We start from the raw sequence: 19,041 nt of genomic DNA on the forward strand, positions 1-19,041 counted from the left end.
ATCAGGGATGACCCTGATCTCGGGGTGCGGGGCCCCGGAGGCGCGCAGGCTCAGTCGAGCACGGCGTAGGCCTCGAGCTCGACCAGCACGTCGGGCTCGAAGAGGAAGTCGACACCGATCGCGGACAGCGGGGGCAGCGGGTCGGGGAGCCGGAGCTCCTCGCGGACCTGCTCGATCCCGGCGGCCCACGCGGTGAACATCTCCGGAGTGGACCGCGTGAGGAAGAACCGCAGCCGGACCACGTCGTCGAAGGTCGCGCCCGCTCCGGCCAGCCCGCGGGCCGTGTTGCGCAGCACCTGCGCGACCTGGCCGGCGAGGTCGTCCGGCGCGAGCCGGTTCCCCTGGCCGTCGCGGGCGATCTGGCCCGCCACGTGGACGTGCCGGGCGCCCGTGGCCACGGAGATGTGGGCGTAGTTCACGGGCTGGAGCATGCCCTCGGGGGAGGAGGTGGTGACGGTCATGACGACTTCTCTCGATAGGCGGTTCCCTCTGTCTACCTGGTGTACTCAGGGCACTTCGACGAGACGAGGTGGCATGGACGACACCGCTCCGACCGTCACCAAGCTGCTGCAGGTCGACGCTCCGCATCGCGAGCTGCTCGACGAGCTCCTCGACAAGTGGTCGCTCCAGGTGCTCGACCAGCTCTGCGAGCGGCCCTTGCGGTTCAACGAGCTGCGCCGAGCCGTGCCGGCCGTCGGGCAGAAGTCGCTCACCGCTGCGCTCCGCAGGCTGGAGCGGAACGGGATGATCGAGCGGGTGGTGCTCGGCACCCGACCGGTCGCGGTCGAGTACCGGATCTCTCCGATCGGCGACACGCTCAACGAGCTCGTCGACGCGCTCCTGCGGTGGACGGACCGGCAGCTCCCCGCGGTGCAGGAGGCGCGCGCCCGGTACGACGGCGCCCTGTGACGCGGGCGGAGCAGGGCGGCTGCTCCGCCCACGCCGCCTAGGCGAGACCGCCGTTGACGAAGACGACCTGCCCGTTGATCCAGCGGCCGGGACCCGCCAGGAACGCGACGGTCTCGGCGATGTCCTCGGGCTGCCCGAGCCGCTCCAGCGGGACGGCTCCGGCGAGTCGCGCCACCTCCTCCTCCGACTTCCCGTCGAGGAACAGGGGAGTGGCGGTCGGCCCCGGAGCCACGGCGTTGACGGTGATGTCCCGGCCCCGGAGCTCGCGGGCGAGGACGAGGGTCATCGCCTCCACCGCCGCCTTCGACGCGACGTAAGGGGCGTAGGTCGGGAACGACGTGCGCGTCACGCTGGTCGAGAAGGTGATGATCGCGCCTCCGGGGCGGAGCCTCGCCGCGGCGAGCTGCGCGAGGACGAAGGGCCCGCGGATGTTGGTGCGGTGCATCCGGTCGAGGTCCGCGAGGTCGAAGGTCGCGACGGGCCCGAGGATCATGATCCCCGCGGTGTTGACCACCACGTCCAGACCGCCGAGCGCCTCCTCGGCCTCGCTGAAGGCCGCGGCCATCGCGGTCTCGTCCGCGACGTCGCCGCCGACGACGACGGCCTCGACGCCCGCCTCCCGGGCTCGCGCCGCCACGCTCTCGGCGCGGTCGCGGTTGCCGGAGTAGTGCACCGCGACCGAGAAGCCGTCGCGGGCGAGGCGCTCGACGACGGCGCGCCCGATGCCTCCGGAGCCGCCGGTCACGAGAGCGGTGCGGGGCTGGTGCTGTGCGGTCATCGGGTCTCTCCCTGGGTCGAGGTGTCGGTGGGGGCGAGCAGGTCCTGCATGCGGATCCTCTCGTAGAACTCGCGGCGCACGGCGTCCCCCAGCTCGAAGACGCGGGCGGCGCCGTCGTCGGCCGGATCGATGACGACCCGGAAGGGGCGCGAGCCGCGGGGCGGGTCGATCACCCGGGCGATCTCCGCGGCGACCTCCTCCGGGTCGGCGTCGTCGGGGGCGAGCTCGGCGAGGCGGGCCGAGACGTCCTCCATCAGACCCGGGTAGCGGTCCTCGTACGCGGAGGCGATGTCGGCGCGCTCCGCCCGTCCGGCGTGGGCGAAGTGGTTGGTCCCGGTCGTGTACGACCCCGGGACGACGATCACGGTGTCGATCCCGAAGCGCGCCACCTCCACCGCGTAGCCGACCGCGAGCGCGTCCTCCGCGGCCTTCGCGGCGAAGTACGGCCCGAGGTAGGGCGGCGTGCCGCCCCGCGAGCTCGACGAGCCCACCCACACCAGCAGACCCTCCTCCTGGGCGCGGAGGATCGGCAGGACCGCGTGGTTCAGCCGCTGCGTCGAGAGGACGTTGACGTCGTAGGCCGCGGCGAGCTGCTCCACCGTGAAGGCCTCGGTCGGCCCGAGGACCATGTGGCCGGCGTTGTGGACGACGACGTCGATCCCGTCGCTCTCGTCCGCGATGCGCGCGACGGCGGCGTCGACGGAGGCCTGGTCGGACACGTCGAGCTCGATCGGGCGGAGGTCGACGCCGTGCTGCTCGGCGAAGTCGCGGGCCTCCTGGGCGGCCGGAGCGTTGCGGGTGCCGAGGGCGCGCATCCCGGCGTACACGCGATGCCCGGCGAGGGCGAGCCTGCGGACGGTCATCGCTCCGAAGCCGCTCGAGGCGCCGGAGACGATCACGACTTTCGACATGGTGGTCCTTTCATCGGGGAGGAGGGACGGTCCCACTCTCGGGCGGGCGGGACCGCCGCGGTGTCGCGGTCCTGCGGAGGACGGGCGCGATCCTGCGGAACGACGGTCACGAGGCGGCGGGCGAGCGGAGGGCCGCGTAGAGCTCCTCGGGCGAGCGGTCCAGCAGGGCCTTCACCCCGGCGGTCTCCTCGTCGAGCGCCTCCTCGCGGCCCGCCGCCAGTGCGTCGAGGGCGAGCGAGACGGCCGCCTCCGGACTCGCCTTCGGGATCTCCCAGCCGGCCATCATGTCGGTGTCGGTCGAGGACAGGTGCACGGCCAGGACCTGCGTCCCCTGCGCGGCCAGCTCGAGCCGGGTGCTGTTGGTCAGCTGCCACTCCGCGGCCTTCGCCGCCGCGTAGGCGCCGTTGCCCGGGTAGGTGCGGAAGGACAGCAGCGACAGGACCGAGACGATCGCGCCGCCGCCGTTGCTCCCGAGGATCGGGGCGAAGGCGCGCGTCATGCCGAGGACCCCGTAGAAGTGGGTGTCCATCTCCGCACGGATGAGCTCGAGATCGCCGGTGACGAGGTCCTGCAGGGTGGGGATCCCCGCGTTGTTGACGAGCAGGTCGACGTCGCGGGCCCGGGCTGCGGCGGCGGCGATCTGCCGGGGATCGGTGATGTCCAGCTCGAGGGTCACGACGCGCGGGTCGGCGTCGAATCCCGCGAGAGACGGGGGCCGTCGCGCTGTCGCGTAGACGCGCTCGGCGCCCCGGTCGAGGAGCTGGTCGACGAAGCGGGCACCGAGGCCCCGGTTCGCGCCGGTGACGAGTGCGGTCGATCCTGTGATGTCCATGTCGTCGACCGTGAGATCTGACATCAGTGTCAGCTGCAAGGGGTCGGAGGAGAACGGATGAGGATCGGCGAGCTCGCGGAGCGCACGGGAGTGAGCGTGCGGTCACTCCGCTACTACGAGACGCGGGAGCTGATCCGCTCCTGCCGGACGGACGGCGGTCAGCGCGTCTACGAGCAGGACGCCGTCGACCGGGTCCTGCTGATCCAGCAGCTGTTCCGGGCGGGCCTGGGCAGCGCCGAGGTCGTGCAGCTCCTCCCGTGCATCTACTCCGGCACCACGACCCGGGCGATGCTCGGGCTCCTCGAACGGGAGCACGCCCGCCTCGACGCCCAGATCGAGGACCTGGTCGCGACGCGGGACCGCCTCGCGGAGCTGCGCGTGGACGCCGCGGGGCGCCTGGCCGCCTGACCGAGTCACTCGAGCCGGGCGCGGTGCTCGCGCGGGCTGACTCCGTGGTGCCGGCGGTAGGCGGCGGCGAAGGCCGCGGGCGTGCTGTAGCCGCAGGCGGCGGCGATCGCCGCGACCGGAGCGTCCGAGCGGCCCAGCAGTGCGCGGCCGGGCTCCATCCGCAGCGCCGTCAGGCGGTGCATCGGCGTGGACCCCGTGGCGGCGGAGAACCGGCGCAGGAAGTGGAACGGGCTGAGGTGCACCAGTGCTGCGAGCTCGTCGAGGGTCACGGGATCCGCGAGCCGGGCCGCGAGGTGGTCGGCGACGAGTGCGAGCTGGACGGTGGAGAGGCCGGGCTCGGCCCGACGCGCGACCGGCTCGGGGAGCGAGAGCAGGTGCGCCACCAGCGAGAGGGCCGCCGTCTCCCCGAGCAGGGCGGGAGCGCCGACGCGCGCGGACCGGTCGATCGCGAGCATCGAGGCGCGGACGTAGTCGTCGCCGAGCGCGAGGACGTCGAGCCGCGCGGCCGGCGTGCCGGGGAACGCCTCGAGGACGCTCGCCACCAGAGTCGGTCCGACGGCGACGTGCAGCGACGCGAACCGCTCTGTGCTCCTGCTGCTCCAGGAGGCCCGGATCTCCCGGCCGGGGGGCGTCGCGGACGTGCGGCCCGGGGCCGCCTGCCCGGTCGCCCAGCGACCGTGGGGCCGGGCGCTCTCGATCACGTAGGAGCCCGCCGTCACCAGCACGAGGCAGAGCTCGTCGCTCGGCGGCGCGTCGATCTCGTGGTCGTGCGGATCCACGACCTCCTGCACGCGGACCGAGCCCGCGCTGGCGGGACCGGTCACCGCCCGCCCCCGAACGCCGCCGCCGAGACCTCCGACCAGGACCGCCAGGTCCGCAGCCTCTCCTCGTAGACGGCCTCGATCATCGGGAGGACCGAGCCGAGCACCAGGCGGGCGGGCGGGTCCGCCGCATCGACGAGGCGGAGGATCGCCGGGACCGTCGCGACCGGATCGCCGACCGAGAACTCGGGTCCGTGCTCGCGCACGCCCGCGTACTCCTCCCGCTCGGCGCTCCGCCGCGACCCGCGCGAGAGCCAGTCGGTGGCGTAGGGGCCCGGCTCGACGCAGGTGACGCGGACGCCGAGCGCTTCCACCTCCTGGCGCAGCGACTCGCTCAGTCCCTCCAGCGCCCACTTCGACGCGTGGTACGCGCCGATCCCGGGGAAGGCGCGCACGCCGCCCTCGCTGGTGACCTGCAGCAGGCGGCCCCGGGAGCGCCGCAGCGCCGGGAGCGCGGCCTGGGTCACCCAGAGCGCCCCGAAGAAGTTCGTCTCCATCTGCTCGCGGATCTCCCGCTCGGTCAGCTCCTCGACCATGCCGAAGTGGCCGTAGCCGGCGTTGTTGACGACGATGTCGATCCCGCCGAAGCGCTGCTCCGCCGTCGCGACGGCGTCGAGCACACCGTCGCGGTCGGTCACGTCGAGCTCGAGCGGGAGCAGCTGCTCCGGGAAGCGGGCGGCCGTCTCGGCGAGCCGACCCGTGTCGCGGGCCGTGGCCGCGACCCGGTCGCCGCGCTCGAGCGCCGCCTCCGCCCAGAGCCGACCGAAGCCGCTCGTCGTGCCGGTGATGAGCCAGGTCCTCGTCGTCGTCATGCAGGCGAGTCTTCTCGGACCGCGCCCCTTCCGGTAGCGAATGCTTGTCACGTCCGGCATTCCTCATCGGACTGACCGGCGCATTCTGGCCCCATGCCCCTCGACGTGCACCCGCAGCTGCTCCGAGCCCTGGCGGCGGTGCTGCGCACGGGATCCTTCACCGGCGCCTCCGAGGAGACGGGCTTCACGCAGTCCGCCGTCTCGAAGCAGATCGCGGCGCTGGAGGAGGCGGCCGGAGTGCCGCTGTTCCAGCGTGGCCCGCGGGGAGTCGTCCCGACGGCCGCGGCTCTCGGCCTCGCCCGTCACGGCGCGGCCGTGCTCGACCACCTTGACGCCGCCGCCCGGGAGGTCGCGGCCCTGGACCGGCCTCTGCTCGGACGGGTCCTCCTCGGCGGGTTCCCGACCACCGCGATGCGCCTCGCGCCGGAGACGATCGCCCGCGTGCGCCGCGACCACCCGGCGATCGAGGTCGTCCTCCTCGAGTCCTCCACGCCGGTGCAGCTGCGCCGCCTCCGCGCGGGGCGCCTCGACCTGGCCGTCGTCGCGGTCGGCACGGAGCCCGACGAGCACGACCTGACCGGGCTCGAGACCGAGATCCTGCCCTCCGGCGCCCTGCACGTCGCCGTCGCCGACCACCACCCCTGGGCGCGAGTCCGGCGCCTCTGCCTCCGCGACCTGGCCGACGCCGACTGGGTGGTCGGCCGCGGGGGGAGGGGCGAGCCGCAGTTCGGCGTCTGGCCGGACGCCGAGCGGCCACGGGTGGTGGCCGAGATCGACGCGTGGAGCAGCCGCCTCGGCTTCGTCGCGGCCGGCCTCGGGGTCACGACGGTCCCGGCTCTCGCGATCGCGGGACTGCCGCGCGGTGTGGTCGCCGTGCCCGTCGACGCCGCTCGGCGCCCTGCGCGCGCCTTCCTCGTCGCCTCCTCGGGGCCGCTCGACGAGGCCGCCCGAGTGGTCCGCTCCGCCCTGCACGAGGTCGCCGCCGAGATCGCCGCGGCGCCCGCCCGCCCGGACCGCGCGTAGCCGGCCGTCGTCGCGACCGGGCCGCCAGCAGTTCTCCCCACCCCGGCTCGGCGGCCTCAGCGGCCGATACGATGGACCCCATGCCTCGGATCCGACAGTCAGATGTCGAGGAGGTCAAGGCGCGGGTGAACATCGGCGACGTGATCGGCGAGTACGTCACGCTGAAGTCGGCCGGCATCGGCTCGTTGAAGGGCCTCTGCCCCTTCCACGACGAGCGCAGCCCCAGCTTCCACGTCCGCCCGCAGGCCGGCTTCTACCACTGCTTCGGCTGCCAGGAGTCGGGCGACGTCTACAGCTTCGTCATGAAGATGGACCACAGCTCGTTCAGCGAGACCGTCGAGCGCCTCGCCGGGCGCATCGGCTTCCCGCTGCAGTACGAGGACGGCGACGGCCGCGCACCCGAGACCGGCGGGCGCGCGCGCCTCCTGGCCGCGAACGACGCCGCGGAGGAGTACTTCCGCGAGCAGCTCGCGACCCCGGGCGCCGACGTCGGCCGGCGCTTCCTCGGCGAGCGGGGCTTCGACCGCGCCGCCGCCGACCGCTTCGGCGTCGGCTTCGCGCCCGACGGCTGGGACGGGCTCACCACCGCGCTCAAGCGCCGCGGCTTCTCGGAGGAGGAGCTGACGACGGCCGGCCTGGTCAGCAGCAACAATCGCGGCGGCGTCTACGACCGCTTCCGCGGCCGCCTCGTCTGGCCGATCCGCGACGTGACCGGCCAGACCGTCGGCTTCGGCGCCCGCCGCCTCCTCGAGGAGGACAAGGGCCCCAAGTACCTCAACACCCCCGAGACGCCCGTCTACCACAAGTCCCAGGTGCTCTACGGGCTCGACCTCGCCAAGCGCGACATCTCCCGCGGGCACCGGGTGGTCGTCGTGGAGGGCTACACGGACGTCATGGCCTGCCACCTCGCCGGCGTCACCACCGCGGTCGCCACCTGCGGCACCTCCTTCGGCGTCGACCACATCAAGGTGCTGCGCCGGGTGCTGGGCGACGACAGCGGCGTCGGCGAGGTCGTCTTCACCTTCGACCCCGACGCGGCGGGCCAGAAGGCCGCGATGCGCGCGTTCCAGGAGGAGCACCGCTTCGCCGCGCAGACCTTCGTCGCCGTCGCGCCCGAGGGCCTGGACCCCTGCGACCTCCGCCTGAACCGCGGCGACGACGCCGTCCGCCGCCTCATCGACGACAAGAAGCCGATGTTCGAGTTCGTGATCCGGCAGCTGCTCGACCGTTACGACCTCGAGACGGTCGAGGGCCGGATCGCGGCCCTGCGCGCGGCCGCCCCGGTCGTCGCCGAGATCCGCGACCCGGCGCTGCGGCCCGGCTACTCCCGCGAGCTCGCCCGGATGCTCGGCCTGGACATGGCCGAGGTCAACTCCGCGGTGCGCTCCGCCGGATCCCGGCCCCGCTCCTCCGGACCCGAGGGCCGCGATCAGCAGGGCGGCCGGGGCGGCGGCGAGTCGCCCACGGCCGAGGCGCCCCTCGGCGCGCGCATCGCCGACCTGCCCGTCGACGTCGTCACGCGGATCGAGCGCGAGGCGCTGATGGCGATGCTCCAGCTGCCCCAGGCGATGGGGCCGGAGCTCCTGGCCCGGGCGGCGCACGCGGCGGTCACGAACGAGACCCTCCGCGTGGTCCGCGACGCCGTGGTCGCGAACCTCGAGCGGGCGGAGGACCGCGACTGGGTCGAGCACGTCGCAGACGACGTCCCCGGCCCCTTCGCCTCGCTGGTGCGCCAGCTCGCCGTGGCGCCGATCCCCGCCGCCGACGAGGAGGGGCTCGCCCGCTACTCCCGCGACGTGGCGATCTCGCTCATCGAGCGCGACCTGCTCCGCGAGATCGCCGAGCTGCGCGGGGCGCTGCAGCGCGCGTCCGCCGATCCCGTGATGGCGCGCGCGGTGCAGGTGCGCCTGGTCGAGCTCGAGCGCGAGAAGCGGGCGCTGCGCACGGAGTGAGCGTGTTGCGGTCGTGTGAAGAAATCGGCCGCACGCCCGTGCCGGTTCGGAGAGCGCTCACAACTGTGTTACCCATGAGGAACAGCAATGCGGGCGTCCAGTGTCGTGACGCCACAGCCCACAGGAGATCTGTGTGCCGAGAGTCCGCGCGCCCGGAGCGCGCCCGCATCCCATCCTTGACAGGAAGAGGCAGACGGAGATGAATTCCGCATCCACTCGCGGCACCCGTGCACTGGCCGCCGCCGCAGGCTTCGCCGCGGTCGCGCTCGTGCTGACGGGCTGCGCCGCCGGCGGGAACGACTCGTCCGGCGGCAGCGCCGGAGGGGCCCTGACCATCGGCACCACCGACAAGATCACGACCCTCGACCCTGCGGGCTCCTACGACAACGGCTCCTTCGCCGTGATGAACCAGGTGTTCCCGTTCCTGATGAACACCCCCTACGGCAGCCCGGACGTCGAGCCCGATATCGCCGAGTCGGCGGAGTTCACCGCTCCCACGGAGTACACCGTGAAGCTGAAGGAGGGACTGAAGTGGGCCAACGGCCACGACCTCACCTCCTCCGACGTGAAGTTCTCCTTCGACCGCCAGGTCGGCATCGCGGCGGAGAACGGCCCGTCCTCGCTCCTGGCGAACCTCGACAGCGTCGCGGCTCCGGACGACACGACCGTGGTCTTCACGCTCAAGTCCGAGAACGACCAGACCTTCCCGCAGATCCTCTCGAGCCCCGCCGGCCCGATCGTGGACGAGGAGGTCTTCTCGGCCGACGAGCTGACCGCGGACGCCGACATCGTCTCCGGCGACGCCTTCGCCGGCCAGTACACGATCGCGAACTACGACGTGAACAACCTCATCCAGTACAAGGCGTACCCGGACTATCAGGGCGTTCTCGGCGAGGCGAAGACGGACACCGTCAACGTCAAGTACTACGCGGACTCGTCGAACCTCAAGCTGGACATCCAGGAGGGGAACATCGACGTCGCGTTCCGCAGCCTCTCGGCGACGGACATCGACGACCTCCGCGGCAACGACACGGTCAAGGTCGTGGACGGCCCCGGCGGCGAGATCCGCTACATCGTCTTCAACTTCGACACCCAGCCCTTCGGCGCGACCACCGGTGAGGCCGACAGCGCCAAGGCCCTCGCCGTGCGCCAGGCCGTCGCCGACCTGATCGACCGCGACGAGATCGCCGACCAGGTCTACAAGGGCACCTACACCCCCCTCTACTCCTACGTCCCCGCCGGTCTGACCGGCGCGGTCGAGCCGCTCAAGTCGCTCTACGGCGACGGCAACGGCGCGCCCGACGCGGACAAGGCGAAGGCGACCCTCGAGGCCGCCGGCGTCACCGCTCCGGTCACCCTCAACCTGCAGTACTCGAACGACCACTACGGTCCGTCCTCGGGCGACGAGTACGCGCTGATCAAGGACCAGCTGGAGTCGACCGGCCTCTTCACCGTGAACCTGCAGACCACGGAGTGGGTGCAGTACTCGAAGGACCGCTCGAGCGACGTCTACCCGGCGTACCAGCTCGGCTGGTTCCCCGACTACTCCGACGCCGACAACTACCTCTCGCCGTTCTTCATCAAGGAGAACTTCCTCGCGAACCACTTCGACGACGCCGAGGTGCAGAGCCTGATCGCGCAGCAGGTCTCGACCACCGACGCCGACGCGCGCACCGCGCTGATCGAGCAGATCCAGGAGAAGGTCGCGGCGCAGCTCTCGACCGTCCCCTACCTGCAGGGCTCGCAGGTGGCGGTCGTCGGCAGCACGGTGAGCGGAGCCGAGGACACCCTCGACGCCTCGTTCAAGTTCCGCTACGCGGCACTCAGCAAGGGCTGATCCACCCCCTCGCGGCCGGCGCCTCCCCGACAGGAGGCGCCGGCCGTTCTCCACGAAAGGCATCACGTGACGACAGCCACGACGGCTGCGGCGACGGCGCCCACCCGGCGACCGCGCGGCTCCGGAGGCGGACTCGGGCGCTACCTGCTCGTCCGCTTCCTGCTCATCATCCCCACCGTCTTCATCCTCGTGACGCTGGTGTTCCTCCTCATGCGCTCCACGGGCGACCCGATCACAGCGGCCCTCGGCGGCCGCCTGACCGCCGACCAGCTCGCCGAGCGCGTGGCCGCCGCCGGCTACGACCGGCCGCTGATCGTGCAGTACCTCGAGTACCTCGGCAAGCTGCTGACCGGCGACTTCGGCACCACCCTGAGCGACAACCGCCCCGTCACCGAGGTGCTCCTCACCTACGGTGCCGCGACGGTCGAGCTCGCCTTCTACGCCCTGATCGTGGCGTTCCTGGTCGGCATCCCGCTCGGGATGCTCGCCGCCTACCACCGCGACCGCACGCCCGACGCGGTGCTGCGCATCTTCGCCATCCTCTGCTACGCGACCCCGGTGTTCTTCGCGGGCCTGCTGCTGAAGCTGGTGTTCTCCGTCTGGCTGAAGTGGTTCCCCGTCGCCGGGCGCGCCTCGACGAGCACCGAGCTCTCGCTCCAGTTCCTCGAGAACAAGACCGGCATCTACCTCATCGACGCGATCCAGACCGGCGACCCGGCCGCGATCTCGGACGTGCTCTCGCACGCGGTGCTCCCCGCCGTCGCGCTGGGCCTGCTGACCGCGGGCATCTTCCTGCGCCTGGTGCGGACCAACGTGATCGGCACGCTCGGCACCGACTACGTCGACGCGGCGCGCTCGCGCGGAGTGAGCGAGTTCCGGCTCGTCCGCACGCACGCCTACCGGCCGGCGCTCATCCCGATCATCACCGTGATCGGCCTGCAGATCGCCCTGCTGCTCGGCGGCGCCGTCCTCACCGAGACCACCTTCGAGTGGAAAGGCCTCGGCTTCCAGCTCGCCGAGTACCTCCAGGCCCGCGACTTCGTGGCCGTGCAGGGCATCGTCGCCCTGCTCGCCGTCATCGTGGCGCTGACCAACTTCATCGTCGACGTCATCGCGGCGCTCATCGACCCGCGAGTGAGGTACTGAGCATGAGCACCACCTCCCCGGCGCGCCCGCGCCGCCGCCTCGTCGACCGCCTGCCGGTCGTCCACCAGCTCCGGCAGAGCGTCGGCCTCCAGCGGGGGATGCTCGTCACCGGCCTGATCATCACCGGCGCGTTCCTGCTGGTGGCCCTGTTCGCGCCCCTCATCGCGCCCTACGGCTACTCGCAGCTGCGCTCGGGCGGCGAGTCGTTCGGAGCGCAGGAGCCGCCGAGCGCGGAGCACCTGCTCGGCACCACCGTCGGCGGCTACGACGTCCTCTCGCGCGTGATCTGGGGAGCGCAGACCGCGTTCCTCGTGATCGTCGTCGCCGTGGTCCTGTCGATCTTCCTCGGCGTCTTCCTCGGCCTCGTCTCCGGCTACCTCGGCGGCTGGCTCGACCGCGTGCTCGTCGTGATCTGCGACGCGATCTACGCGTTCCCGACCCTGCTGCTGGCGATCGTGATGTCGATCGTCATCTCCGGCGGGCAGTCGAACCTCTGGGCCGGCATCTTCGCCGCGGCGGTCTCGATCACCGTCGTCTACATCCCGCAGTACTTCCGCGTGATCCGGGCCGAGACCGTGCGGATCAAGGGCGACGCCTTCGTCGAGTCGGCGAAGGTCATCGGAGCGTCGACGCCGCGGATCATGTTCCGCCACGTCCTGCGCAACGCGACGCGCACGCTGCCGCTGATCTTCACGCTCAACTCCTCCGAGGCGATCCTGACCCTCGCGGGCCTGGGCTTCCTCGGCTTCGGCATCGAGCCGACGTCGGCCGCCGAGTGGGGCTACGACCTCAACAAGGCGCTGTCGGACGTCACGAGCGGCATCTGGTGGACCTCGGTCTTCCCGGGTCTCGCGATCGTGCTCGTGGTGCTGGGCATCACCCTCGTGGGCGAGAGCCTGAACGACCTCGCCGACCCGCGCCTGCGCGGTCGGCGCGCGGTGGCCGCCGGTGCCGGCGACGTCGCCGCGACGTCCGTCGTGCCGGGCGGCGTCCTCGCCGCCGACGGCCTGGAGACGCCGGGGCACGACCCCGTCGCCGGAGTGGAGGGGACGCGATGAGCGACCAGCGCACCGTCCGGGACGCCTCAGCGCGTCCGATCGTGGACATCACCGACCTCGAGGTCGCCTTCGCGAGCGACCGCGGAGCCGTCCGCGCCGTCGCCGGCGTGAGCCTGCGCGTGGAGCGCGGCGAGGTCCTGGCGATCGTCGGCGAGTCCGGCAGCGGCAAGACCGTGACCGCGAAGACCATCCTCGGCCTCCTGCCCGAGACGGCCACCGCCTCCGGAGTGGTCCTGCTCTCGAAGAAGGACGGCAGCGCGGCGACCGACGTCGTCTCCGTGCCCAAGGCGCGCCTCCGGGAGCTGCGCGGCACCGACGTCGCCATGGTCTTCCAGGAGCCGGGCACCGCCCTCAACCCGGTCTTCACGGTCGGCTGGCAGATCGCGGAGGGGCTGCGCGCCCACGGCTCCGTCTCGAAGAAGGAGGCGCGGCGGCGCGCGATCGACGTCCTGCGCACCGTCGGCATCCCGGAGCCGGAGAAGCGGGTCGACTACTACCCGCACCAGTTCTCGGGCGGCCAGAAGCAGCGCGTCGTCATCGCGATGGCCCTGGTCCTGGACCCCGGTCTGATCGTCGCGGACGAGCCGACCACGGCCCTCGACGTGACCGTGCAGGCCGAGATCCTCGACCTGCTCCGCCGGTGCCGCGACGAGTTCGGCACCTCGATCGTGCTGATCACCCACAACATGGGCGTCGTCGCCGACCTGGCCGACCGCGTCGCCGTGATGTACCAGGGCGAGCTGGTCGAGGAGGCGACGGTCTCCGAGCTGTTCTCGGCGCCGAAGGCCGAGTACACCAGGAAGCTCCTCGCCGCCGTCCCGCACGTGGGCCAGGGCGTCGAGCGCGCCCGCGTCCGTGCCGTCGAGCGCGCCGAGGCCCCCGAGGCCGAGACGCTCGTCGCCGCCGAGGGCCTGCGGATCCAGTACCCCGGCCGGCTCGGCCGCCCCGGCTTCGTCGCGGTCGACGGCGTCTCGCTGCGCATCCGCGCGGGCGAGGTGCTCGGCCTCGTCGGCGAGAGCGGCTCGGGCAAGACGACCATCGGGCGCGCGATCGCGGGCCTGACGCCGGTGACCGGCGGGTCGCTGAAGGTCCTCGGCAAGGAGATGCGCGGCATCCGCGAGCGCGCCTTCCGGCCGGTCCGCGGCGACATCGGCTTCGTGTTCCAGGACCCGGCGTCGAGCTTCAACCCCCTGCTCACCATCGCCGAGTGCGTGGCCGAGCCGCTGATCGTGCACGGGCGGGCCGGCGACGCCGCCGGGGCGCGCTCGCGCGTCGACGAGCTCCTGGAGGCGGTGCAGCTGCCCCGCTCCTACGGCGACCGCTACCCGCACGAGCTCTCCGGCGGCCAGCGCCAGCGCGCCAGCCTCGCCCGGGCCCTCGCCCTGGAGCCGAAGCTGTTGATCGCCGACGAGCCGACCTCGGCGCTCGACGTGTCGGTGCAGGCCCGCGTACTCGAGCTCTTCGCCGAGCTGCAGCGCGAGTTCCGCTTCGCCTCGCTGTTCATCAGCCACGACCTCGCCGTGGTCGATCGGCTCGCCGACCGCATCGCGGTGCTCTACCGCGGCGAGTTGGTCGAGGAGGGGACGGGAGCCGAGGTGCTCGCCGCGCCGAAGCACCCCTACACGCAGCGACTGCTCGCCTCCCTGCCCGTGCCCGACCCGGTCGAGCAGGCCTCGCGGCGCGAGCTCCTGCGCAGCATCGTCGAGGCGGAGCGCCGGGCGTGAGCCGGACCGCCGGGGATCCGGCCCCCATCGTCGTCGACGACCTCAGCGTCGAGTACCCCCCGCGCGGCATCAGCCGCCGGTGGACGGCGCTGCGGGGAGTGAGCCTCCGGGTGGAGCCGGGGGAGGTGCTCGGGATCCTCGGCGGCAGCGGCTCGGGCAAGTCCACGCTCGCGCGCGTGCTCGGCGGCGACGGCCTCGGGCACGACGGCGGCCGCACGCGCCCCGTGATCATCGGAGGGGACGCGACGGTCGCGGGGCACCGCCTCCGCTCCCTCCCCGCCCGCGAGCTCAAGCGCTTCACCGTCGACGTCGCGCATCTCGCGCAGGACGCCGGCGCGACCCTGCGCCCCGAGCTGACCGTCTCGGAGCTGATCGCCGAGCCGATCTTCCTCCGCGACCGCCACTACGACCCGAAGGCCGCGGCGGTGCGGGTGGCGACGCTGCTCGACTCCGTGCACCTGCCGCTGTTCCTGCTGGACCGCTACCCCTACGAGCTCTCCAGCGGCCAGCGCCAGCGCGTGGCCGTGGCCCGCTCGCTCGTGCTCGGCCCGAAGGTGCTGATCGCCGACGAGCCGACCTCGGGCATCGACGCGACGGTGCGCGAGTCGATCGTCGACCTCCTCGCCGATCTGCGGCGCCGGGAGGGCTTCGCGGCCGTCGTGGTCAGTCACGACATCGACGTGCTGAGCCGGGCGACCGACCGGATCGCGGTGCTCGTCGGCGGCGAGGTCGTCGCCTACGGTCCGCTGCTGGACGTGCTGATCGAGGCCCGGCACCCCTACGTGCGCGAGCTCGGAGCGGCCTTCGCCGAGTACGAGCGCTTCGACGCCTCCCGGGCGCAGCGCGTCGAGGCGGCCGACCAGTGACCGTACCGCGCGTCGCGGTGCTCCCGCGGCCGAAGCCGGTGTTCGCCGAGGCGGTCGAGTCGGGCGGGGGAGTGGTCGTCGGACTCGACGAGAGCCCGGACGCGCTGCTCTGGCTGTCCTACGGCCGCACCGACGAGCTGGCCGCGGTGCTGGAGGAGCACCCGACGATCCGCTGGGTGCAGCTGCCCTGGGCCGGCGTCGACGTCTTCGCACCCGTGCTCGCTGCGTCCCGCGCGGACGTCGTCTGGACCAGCGCCAAGGGCGCCTATGCGGAGCCGGTGGCGGAGCACGCGCTCGCGCTGGTGCTCGCCCTCCTGCGCTCGCTGCCGGAGCGGGCGCGCGCTGAGTCGTGGGGGCCGAAGAAGGCGGTCACGCTGCACCGCGCCTCCGTGGTGATCGTCGGAGCGGGAGGGATCGCTCGCGAGCTCCTGCGGCTGCTCGCCGTCTTCGACTGCCGGGTGACGATCGTCCGACGCGGAGACGAGCCGGTGGAGGGCGCCGCCCGCACCCTGCCGGCGTCGCGGCTCGCCGAGGCCGCGGCGGACGCCGACGTGCTGGTCCTGGCCGCCGCCGCCACCGCGGGCACGGAGCGGATGGTCGACGCGGGTCTGCTCGCGCGGCTCCCCGCCCGCGCCGTGCTCGTCAACGTCGCGCGGGGAAGCCTCGTCGACACGGACGCGCTCGTCGCCGCCCTCGCCGAGGGCCGTCTCGCGGGTGCCGCGCTCGACGTGACGGACCCCGAGCCGCTGCCCGACGGGCATCCGCTGTGGAGCGAGCCCCGGTGCCTGATCACGCCCCACAGCGCGGACACCCCCGAGATCACCGCGCCGCTCCTGGCCGAGCGCGTGCGCGCCAACGTGGCCGCCTGTGCCGCCGGCGAGCCGTTCGTCGGCCGTGTCGACCCGGGCTCCGGCTACTGAGTGCGCGCCCGATTTTGCGTTCGCGGAGAGTTTGCTAAAGTAGTACCGCGCTGATCGCCTCCGGGTGGTCGGATGATCCTCGATAGCTCAATTGGCAGAGCAATCGGCTGTTAACCGGTAGGTTCTTGGTTCGAGTCCAAGTCGGGGAGCGAAGGGTCCGGGACTCCACTCTCGGGCCCTTTTTTCGTGCCCGCGAGCGGTCGCCCTCGAGGGCCCATGCGCTCGGACCGACGATGGGAGGCGCGATGCGAGACGACGTGCTCGCCCTCCTGCGCCGTCGTCCCGACGTCGAGGCGCCGGATCTCGTCGCCGTCGACGCCAGCGACCGCCTGCTGCTCGACCTCGCCGCCGACCGCGGCCGCATCGCCGTGATCGGGGACGCCTACGGGGCGCTGAGCCTCGGCCTCGCCGCAGACGGCCGTGACGTGCGCGTCGTGCAGGACTCGATCACCGCCGAGCGCGCTCTGGCGAAGAACCTCGAGACGGTGCGCGCGTCGGGCGTCGACCTCGCGCCGATCGAGATCGTCGACTCCGTCGCCGAGGCCGTCCGCGACGCCGACACGGTCCTCCTGCGCCTGCCGCGATCGCTCGACGCCCTGGCCGCCGTCGCCGCCGAGACCGCTCTCGCGGATCCGGCGGCGACCCTGATCGGCGCCGGCCGGATCAAGCACATGACCCGCACGATGAACGACGTGCTCGCCGCGCGCTACGAGCGGATCGACGTCTCCCTCGCCCGTCAGAAGTCGCGCGCCCTGCTCGCGAGCGGCGCCCTCCCCGACCAGCCGCCCGTGCCCGGGCCCGAGCGGCGCCGTCTGGTCGAGCTCGACCTCGAGGTCGTGGCGCTGCCGGGAGCCTTCGCCGGGGCGCGCCTGGACCTCGGCACCCGCGCCCTGCTCGCCGCCCTCGACCTCGACTCCCTCCCCGCGGGCACCGCCCTCGACCTGGGCTGCGGAACCGGCGTGCTCGCCGCCGTCGTGGCCCGGGCCCGCCCCGACCTCGCCGTGACCGCGACGGACACCTCGCGTGCCGCGGTCGAGTCCGCCCGGGCGACCTCGGCGGCCAACGAGCTGCCCGTCCGCGTCCTCCGCGACGACAACGCCTCGACGCTGGAGCCGTCCTCGGTCGACGTCGTGCTCTGCAATCCGCCGTTCCACTCCGACGGAGCCGTCACCGACCTCGTCGCCCGGCGCATGCTCCGTGCGGCCGGCCGCGTGCTGCGCCCCGGAGGCGTGCTGTGGACGGTCTTCAACTCCCACCTCGCGCACCCGGCCGAGCTGCGCCGGGCGGTCGGGCCGACCTCGGTGGTGGCCCGCGACCGCCGCTTCACCGTCACCCGCTCCGTGCGCTCCGACGGCTGAGTCCGGCTCCGCAACCCCCTCCGCGGCCTCAGGTCCGCTGTCCGCGGCGCGGGTACGATCTCTCTCCGGCGCCCCTGTGCCGAACCCGTCCCGTCCCCCCGGAGGCCGTCGTGCTCGAAGTCGTCCTCGTCCTCGCCCTGATCGCCCTGGTCGCGGTCGTCGTGCTGTGGCGCCGCGCCGTCGGCGCCGAGCGCCGTGCCGCCGCGAGCCGTGCGGAGGAGGCGGCGCGCGTCGTCCGCCTCGAGCTGGCGGTCGGCGAGCAGGAGGCGAGACTCCGCATCGTCGGCGAGCTCGAGCAGCTCGCGGTCCGCAGCGCCGCGCACGTCGTCGAGGAGGCCGAGAGCGTCCGGCTCACGATCGACCGCGACCCCGCCGCAGCCGCGCGGTCGGCGCAGCGTGCCGTGCGGGCGGCCGAGGCCTCGCTGGCGCAGCTGCGCCGCATCGCGACCATCGCCTCCGTCGATCCGGGGGAGCTGCCGCGCACCGGCGGATCCGCCCCTCTGATCGAGGGTGCCCGCGAGCGCGGCCTGAGCGTCCGCGAGGAGTCGTTCGGCGAGCCGTTCCCGCTGCAGGACGGCGCCGAGGTGGCCGTGCTCCGGGTGCTCGAGTACGCCTTCGACTCGGCGCTGGAGACCGGCGGCGCGGGGACCGAGGTCCGCATCAGCTCCCGGTGGACGACCACGGGCCTGCGGGTGGAGGTCGACGACGACCGCGAGCAGCACGGCGCGGCGGAGCAGGACGCCAGCGCTCTCGAGGCGGACCTGCGCTCGCTCACCGAGCGCATCGACAGCCCCGCGCTCGCCGAGCTGCGCGAGCGCGCCGCCCTCTTCGGCGGCGACGTGACCGAGAAGCGGACGCCCGGCGTCGGCCGGAGCGTCACCGCCTCGTTCCCCGCGATCCGCCACCACAACGGCGTGCACGGGGTCGACCTGTCAGGGTTCCCCGGCTAGTCCGACAGGGCCCGCTCCGCGGAACGCACCTCCTCGGGAAGCCGATCGCGAGCAGTGAGGCCGCCCGCCCGCCGCCCGAGTCCGCAGGAGTTGTCTCACTCGCGCTCGAGTGCGACGACTCCTGCGTTCTCGCGGCCCGAGTCAGTCCTCGAGGTGCTCCACGCCGGGCAGCCACGAGACGCCGGGTCCGCCCCAGCCGCGCTTGCGGGTGATCTTCGCGACCGGCTTGTGGTAGTCGTGCTCGAGGCGGTCGATGTAGAGCACGCCGTCGAGGTGGTCGAACTCGTGCTGGAACACGCGGGCGAACCAGCCGTCCGCGACGATCTCGAACGGCTCCTGCTCGAGGTCGACCGCGCGGAGGATCGCGCGCTCGGAGCGGCGGAGCGGGAAGCGCTCGCCGGGGAAGGACAGGCACCCCTCCGACTCCGTGTCCTCGTCCGCCTCGCCGAGCGGGGTCGGCGTGACGTACAGCTCGGGGTTGATCGCGACGCCGCGGCGGGGGGTGCCGTCGTCGTCGGCGTAGTCGTAGACGAACAGGCGCAGCGGGACGCCGACCTGCGGGCCGGCGAGGCCGACTCCGGGGGCGGTGTCCATCGTCTCGAACATGTCGGCGACGAGGGTGCGCAGCGCGTCGTCGAACTCGATGACGGGGGCGGCGAGGCGCTCGGCGAACTTCGCGGCTCCGTTCACGTCGGGGGCGAAGGTGTCGCAGCCGATCACGACAGTCAGCGGTCGG

The 19,041-nt window shown here is 73.1% G+C and carries 19 protein-coding genes and 1 tRNA gene; 13 read left to right on the forward strand and 7 right to left on the reverse strand.

Annotation, left to right across the window (positions count from 1 at the left end; genetic code table 11):
* Positions 1-50: 50 nt before the first annotated feature.
* Positions 51-461, reverse strand: coding sequence for a Rid family hydrolase (locus C5C24_RS12510; protein ID WP_104281471.1), 411 nt, complete (start codon positions 459-461; stop codon positions 51-53).
* A 73-nt stretch (positions 462-534) separates the two neighbouring features.
* Between C5C24_RS12510 and C5C24_RS12515 the strand changes: the two genes are divergently transcribed.
* The gene (locus tag C5C24_RS12515; protein ID WP_104305117.1) at positions 535-909 is read left to right on the forward strand and encodes a helix-turn-helix domain-containing protein; all 375 of its coding nucleotides are present in this window, start codon (positions 535-537) and stop codon (positions 907-909) included.
* Positions 910-946: 37 nt separating this feature from the next.
* Here the strand turns inward: C5C24_RS12515 and C5C24_RS12520 are convergent, their stop codons facing one another.
* The 3 genes from C5C24_RS12520 to C5C24_RS12530 form a co-directional block, all read right to left on the reverse strand.
* Positions 947-1,687 (reverse strand): SDR family oxidoreductase, encoded by a 741-nt coding sequence (locus tag C5C24_RS12520; RefSeq protein ID WP_104281473.1) that lies wholly within the window; start codon positions 1,685-1,687, stop codon positions 947-949.
* On the reverse strand, positions 1,684-2,598 hold the full coding sequence (locus C5C24_RS12525) for an SDR family NAD(P)-dependent oxidoreductase (RefSeq protein ID WP_104305118.1): 915 nt from the start codon (positions 2,596-2,598) through the stop codon (positions 1,684-1,686). Before C5C24_RS12525 ends, C5C24_RS12520 begins: the two co-directional genes overlap by 4 nt.
* Before the next feature lie 106 nt (positions 2,599-2,704).
* A complete protein-coding gene (locus C5C24_RS12530; RefSeq protein ID WP_258065216.1) occupies positions 2,705-3,454 on the reverse strand; it encodes an SDR family oxidoreductase in 750 nt (249 codons plus the stop codon).
* Between the two features lie 33 nt (positions 3,455-3,487).
* Between C5C24_RS12530 and C5C24_RS12535 the strand changes: the two genes are divergently transcribed.
* Positions 3,488-3,838 carry a MerR family transcriptional regulator gene (locus tag C5C24_RS12535; RefSeq protein ID WP_104281475.1) on the forward strand — a complete coding sequence of 117 codons (351 nt, stop codon included), beginning with the start codon at positions 3,488-3,490 and terminating at the stop codon, positions 3,836-3,838.
* A gap of 5 nt (positions 3,839-3,843) precedes the next feature.
* Here the strand turns inward: C5C24_RS12535 and C5C24_RS12540 are convergent, their stop codons facing one another.
* Both C5C24_RS12540 and C5C24_RS12545 read right to left on the reverse strand, forming a co-directional pair.
* A complete protein-coding gene (locus C5C24_RS12540) occupies positions 3,844-4,662 on the reverse strand; it encodes a helix-turn-helix domain-containing protein (protein ID WP_104305119.1) in 819 nt (272 codons plus the stop codon).
* On the reverse strand, positions 4,659-5,471 hold the full coding sequence (locus C5C24_RS12545) for an SDR family NAD(P)-dependent oxidoreductase (protein WP_104305120.1): 813 nt from the start codon (positions 5,469-5,471) through the stop codon (positions 4,659-4,661). The genes C5C24_RS12540 and C5C24_RS12545 overlap by 4 nt, the downstream gene beginning before the upstream one ends.
* A gap of 93 nt (positions 5,472-5,564) precedes the next feature.
* Between C5C24_RS12545 and C5C24_RS12550 the strand changes: the two genes are divergently transcribed.
* The 11 genes from C5C24_RS12550 (at position 5,565) to C5C24_RS12600 (ending at position 18,305) form a co-directional block, all read left to right on the forward strand.
* Positions 5,565-6,494 carry a LysR family transcriptional regulator gene (locus C5C24_RS12550; protein ID WP_104305121.1) on the forward strand — a complete coding sequence of 310 codons (930 nt, stop codon included), beginning with the start codon at positions 5,565-5,567 and terminating at the stop codon, positions 6,492-6,494.
* 80 nt (positions 6,495-6,574) lie between these two features.
* Positions 6,575-8,446 carry a DNA primase gene (gene dnaG / locus C5C24_RS12555; RefSeq protein WP_104281478.1) on the forward strand — a complete coding sequence of 624 codons (1,872 nt, stop codon included), beginning with the start codon at positions 6,575-6,577 and terminating at the stop codon, positions 8,444-8,446.
* Between the two features lie 199 nt (positions 8,447-8,645).
* Positions 8,646-10,283: an ABC transporter substrate-binding protein gene (locus C5C24_RS12560; protein ID WP_104223443.1), complete on the forward strand. Its 1,638-nt coding sequence runs from the start codon at positions 8,646-8,648 to the stop codon at positions 10,281-10,283.
* Positions 10,284-10,349: 66 nt separating this feature from the next.
* On the forward strand, positions 10,350-11,429 hold the full coding sequence (locus tag C5C24_RS12565) for an ABC transporter permease (RefSeq protein WP_104223444.1): 1,080 nt from the start codon (positions 10,350-10,352) through the stop codon (positions 11,427-11,429).
* A gap of 2 nt (positions 11,430-11,431) precedes the next feature.
* Entirely contained in the window at positions 11,432-12,487 is a 1,056-nt protein-coding gene (locus C5C24_RS12570) for an ABC transporter permease (RefSeq protein ID WP_104238213.1), read from the forward strand.
* A complete protein-coding gene (locus tag C5C24_RS12575; protein WP_104305122.1) occupies positions 12,484-14,211 on the forward strand; it encodes an ABC transporter ATP-binding protein in 1,728 nt (575 codons plus the stop codon). The genes C5C24_RS12570 and C5C24_RS12575 overlap by 4 nt, the downstream gene beginning before the upstream one ends.
* On the forward strand, positions 14,208-15,077 hold the full coding sequence (locus C5C24_RS12580) for an ATP-binding cassette domain-containing protein (protein WP_104276805.1): 870 nt from the start codon (positions 14,208-14,210) through the stop codon (positions 15,075-15,077). The genes C5C24_RS12575 and C5C24_RS12580 overlap by 4 nt, the downstream gene beginning before the upstream one ends.
* On the forward strand, positions 15,074-15,997 hold the full coding sequence (locus C5C24_RS12585; protein ID WP_258065217.1) for an NAD(P)-dependent oxidoreductase: 924 nt from the start codon (positions 15,074-15,076) through the stop codon (positions 15,995-15,997). The genes C5C24_RS12580 and C5C24_RS12585 overlap by 4 nt, the downstream gene beginning before the upstream one ends.
* Before the next feature lie 76 nt (positions 15,998-16,073).
* A tRNA-Asn gene (locus C5C24_RS12590) sits at positions 16,074-16,146 on the forward strand.
* 96 nt (positions 16,147-16,242) lie between these two features.
* Complete coding sequence (locus tag C5C24_RS12595; RefSeq protein ID WP_104305123.1) at positions 16,243-17,355, forward strand: class I SAM-dependent methyltransferase; 1,113 nt, start codon at positions 16,243-16,245, stop codon at positions 17,353-17,355.
* 110 nt (positions 17,356-17,465) lie between these two features.
* On the forward strand, positions 17,466-18,305 hold the full coding sequence (locus C5C24_RS12600) for a hypothetical protein (RefSeq protein ID WP_104305124.1): 840 nt from the start codon (positions 17,466-17,468) through the stop codon (positions 18,303-18,305).
* Between the two features lie 141 nt (positions 18,306-18,446).
* Here C5C24_RS12600 and def read toward each other — a convergent pair whose 3' ends face one another.
* Entirely contained in the window at positions 18,447-18,995 is a 549-nt protein-coding gene (gene def, locus C5C24_RS12605; protein ID WP_104305126.1) for a peptide deformylase, read from the reverse strand.
* Positions 18,996-19,041 lie beyond the last annotated feature (46 nt).

This window comes from Rathayibacter sp. AY2B3 (genome assembly GCF_002931755.1).
In the GTDB taxonomy this organism is placed as follows: Bacteria; Actinomycetota; Actinomycetes; order Actinomycetales; family Microbacteriaceae; genus Rathayibacter.

Coding starts and splice junctions, on each gene's coding strand:
- C5C24_RS12535 (WP_104281475.1), top strand. CDS start 3,488: ATGAGGATCGGCGAGCTCGCGGAGCGCACGGGAGTGAGCGTGCGGTCA.
- C5C24_RS12550 (WP_104305121.1), top strand. CDS start 5,565: ATGCCCCTCGACGTGCACCCGCAGCTGCTCCGAGCCCTGGCGGCGGTG.
- C5C24_RS12575 (WP_104305122.1), top strand. CDS start 12,484: ATGAGCGACCAGCGCACCGTCCGGGACGCCTCAGCGCGTCCGATCGTG.
- C5C24_RS12545 (WP_104305120.1), bottom strand. CDS start 5,471: ATGACGACGACGAGGACCTGGCTCATCACCGGCACGACGAGCGGCTTC.
- C5C24_RS12595 (WP_104305123.1), top strand. CDS start 16,243: ATGCGAGACGACGTGCTCGCCCTCCTGCGCCGTCGTCCCGACGTCGAG.
- C5C24_RS12560 (WP_104223443.1), top strand. CDS start 8,646: ATGAATTCCGCATCCACTCGCGGCACCCGTGCACTGGCCGCCGCCGCA.
- C5C24_RS12510 (WP_104281471.1), bottom strand. CDS start 461: ATGACCGTCACCACCTCCTCCCCCGAGGGCATGCTCCAGCCCGTGAAC.
- C5C24_RS12570 (WP_104238213.1), top strand. CDS start 11,432: ATGAGCACCACCTCCCCGGCGCGCCCGCGCCGCCGCCTCGTCGACCGC.
- C5C24_RS12525 (WP_104305118.1), bottom strand. CDS start 2,598: ATGTCGAAAGTCGTGATCGTCTCCGGCGCCTCGAGCGGCTTCGGAGCG.
- C5C24_RS12530 (WP_258065216.1), bottom strand. CDS start 3,454: ATGTCAGATCTCACGGTCGACGACATGGACATCACAGGATCGACCGCA.
- C5C24_RS12515 (WP_104305117.1), top strand. CDS start 535: ATGGACGACACCGCTCCGACCGTCACCAAGCTGCTGCAGGTCGACGCT.
- C5C24_RS12520 (WP_104281473.1), bottom strand. CDS start 1,687: ATGACCGCACAGCACCAGCCCCGCACCGCTCTCGTGACCGGCGGCTCC.
- dnaG (WP_104281478.1), top strand. CDS start 6,575: ATGCCTCGGATCCGACAGTCAGATGTCGAGGAGGTCAAGGCGCGGGTG.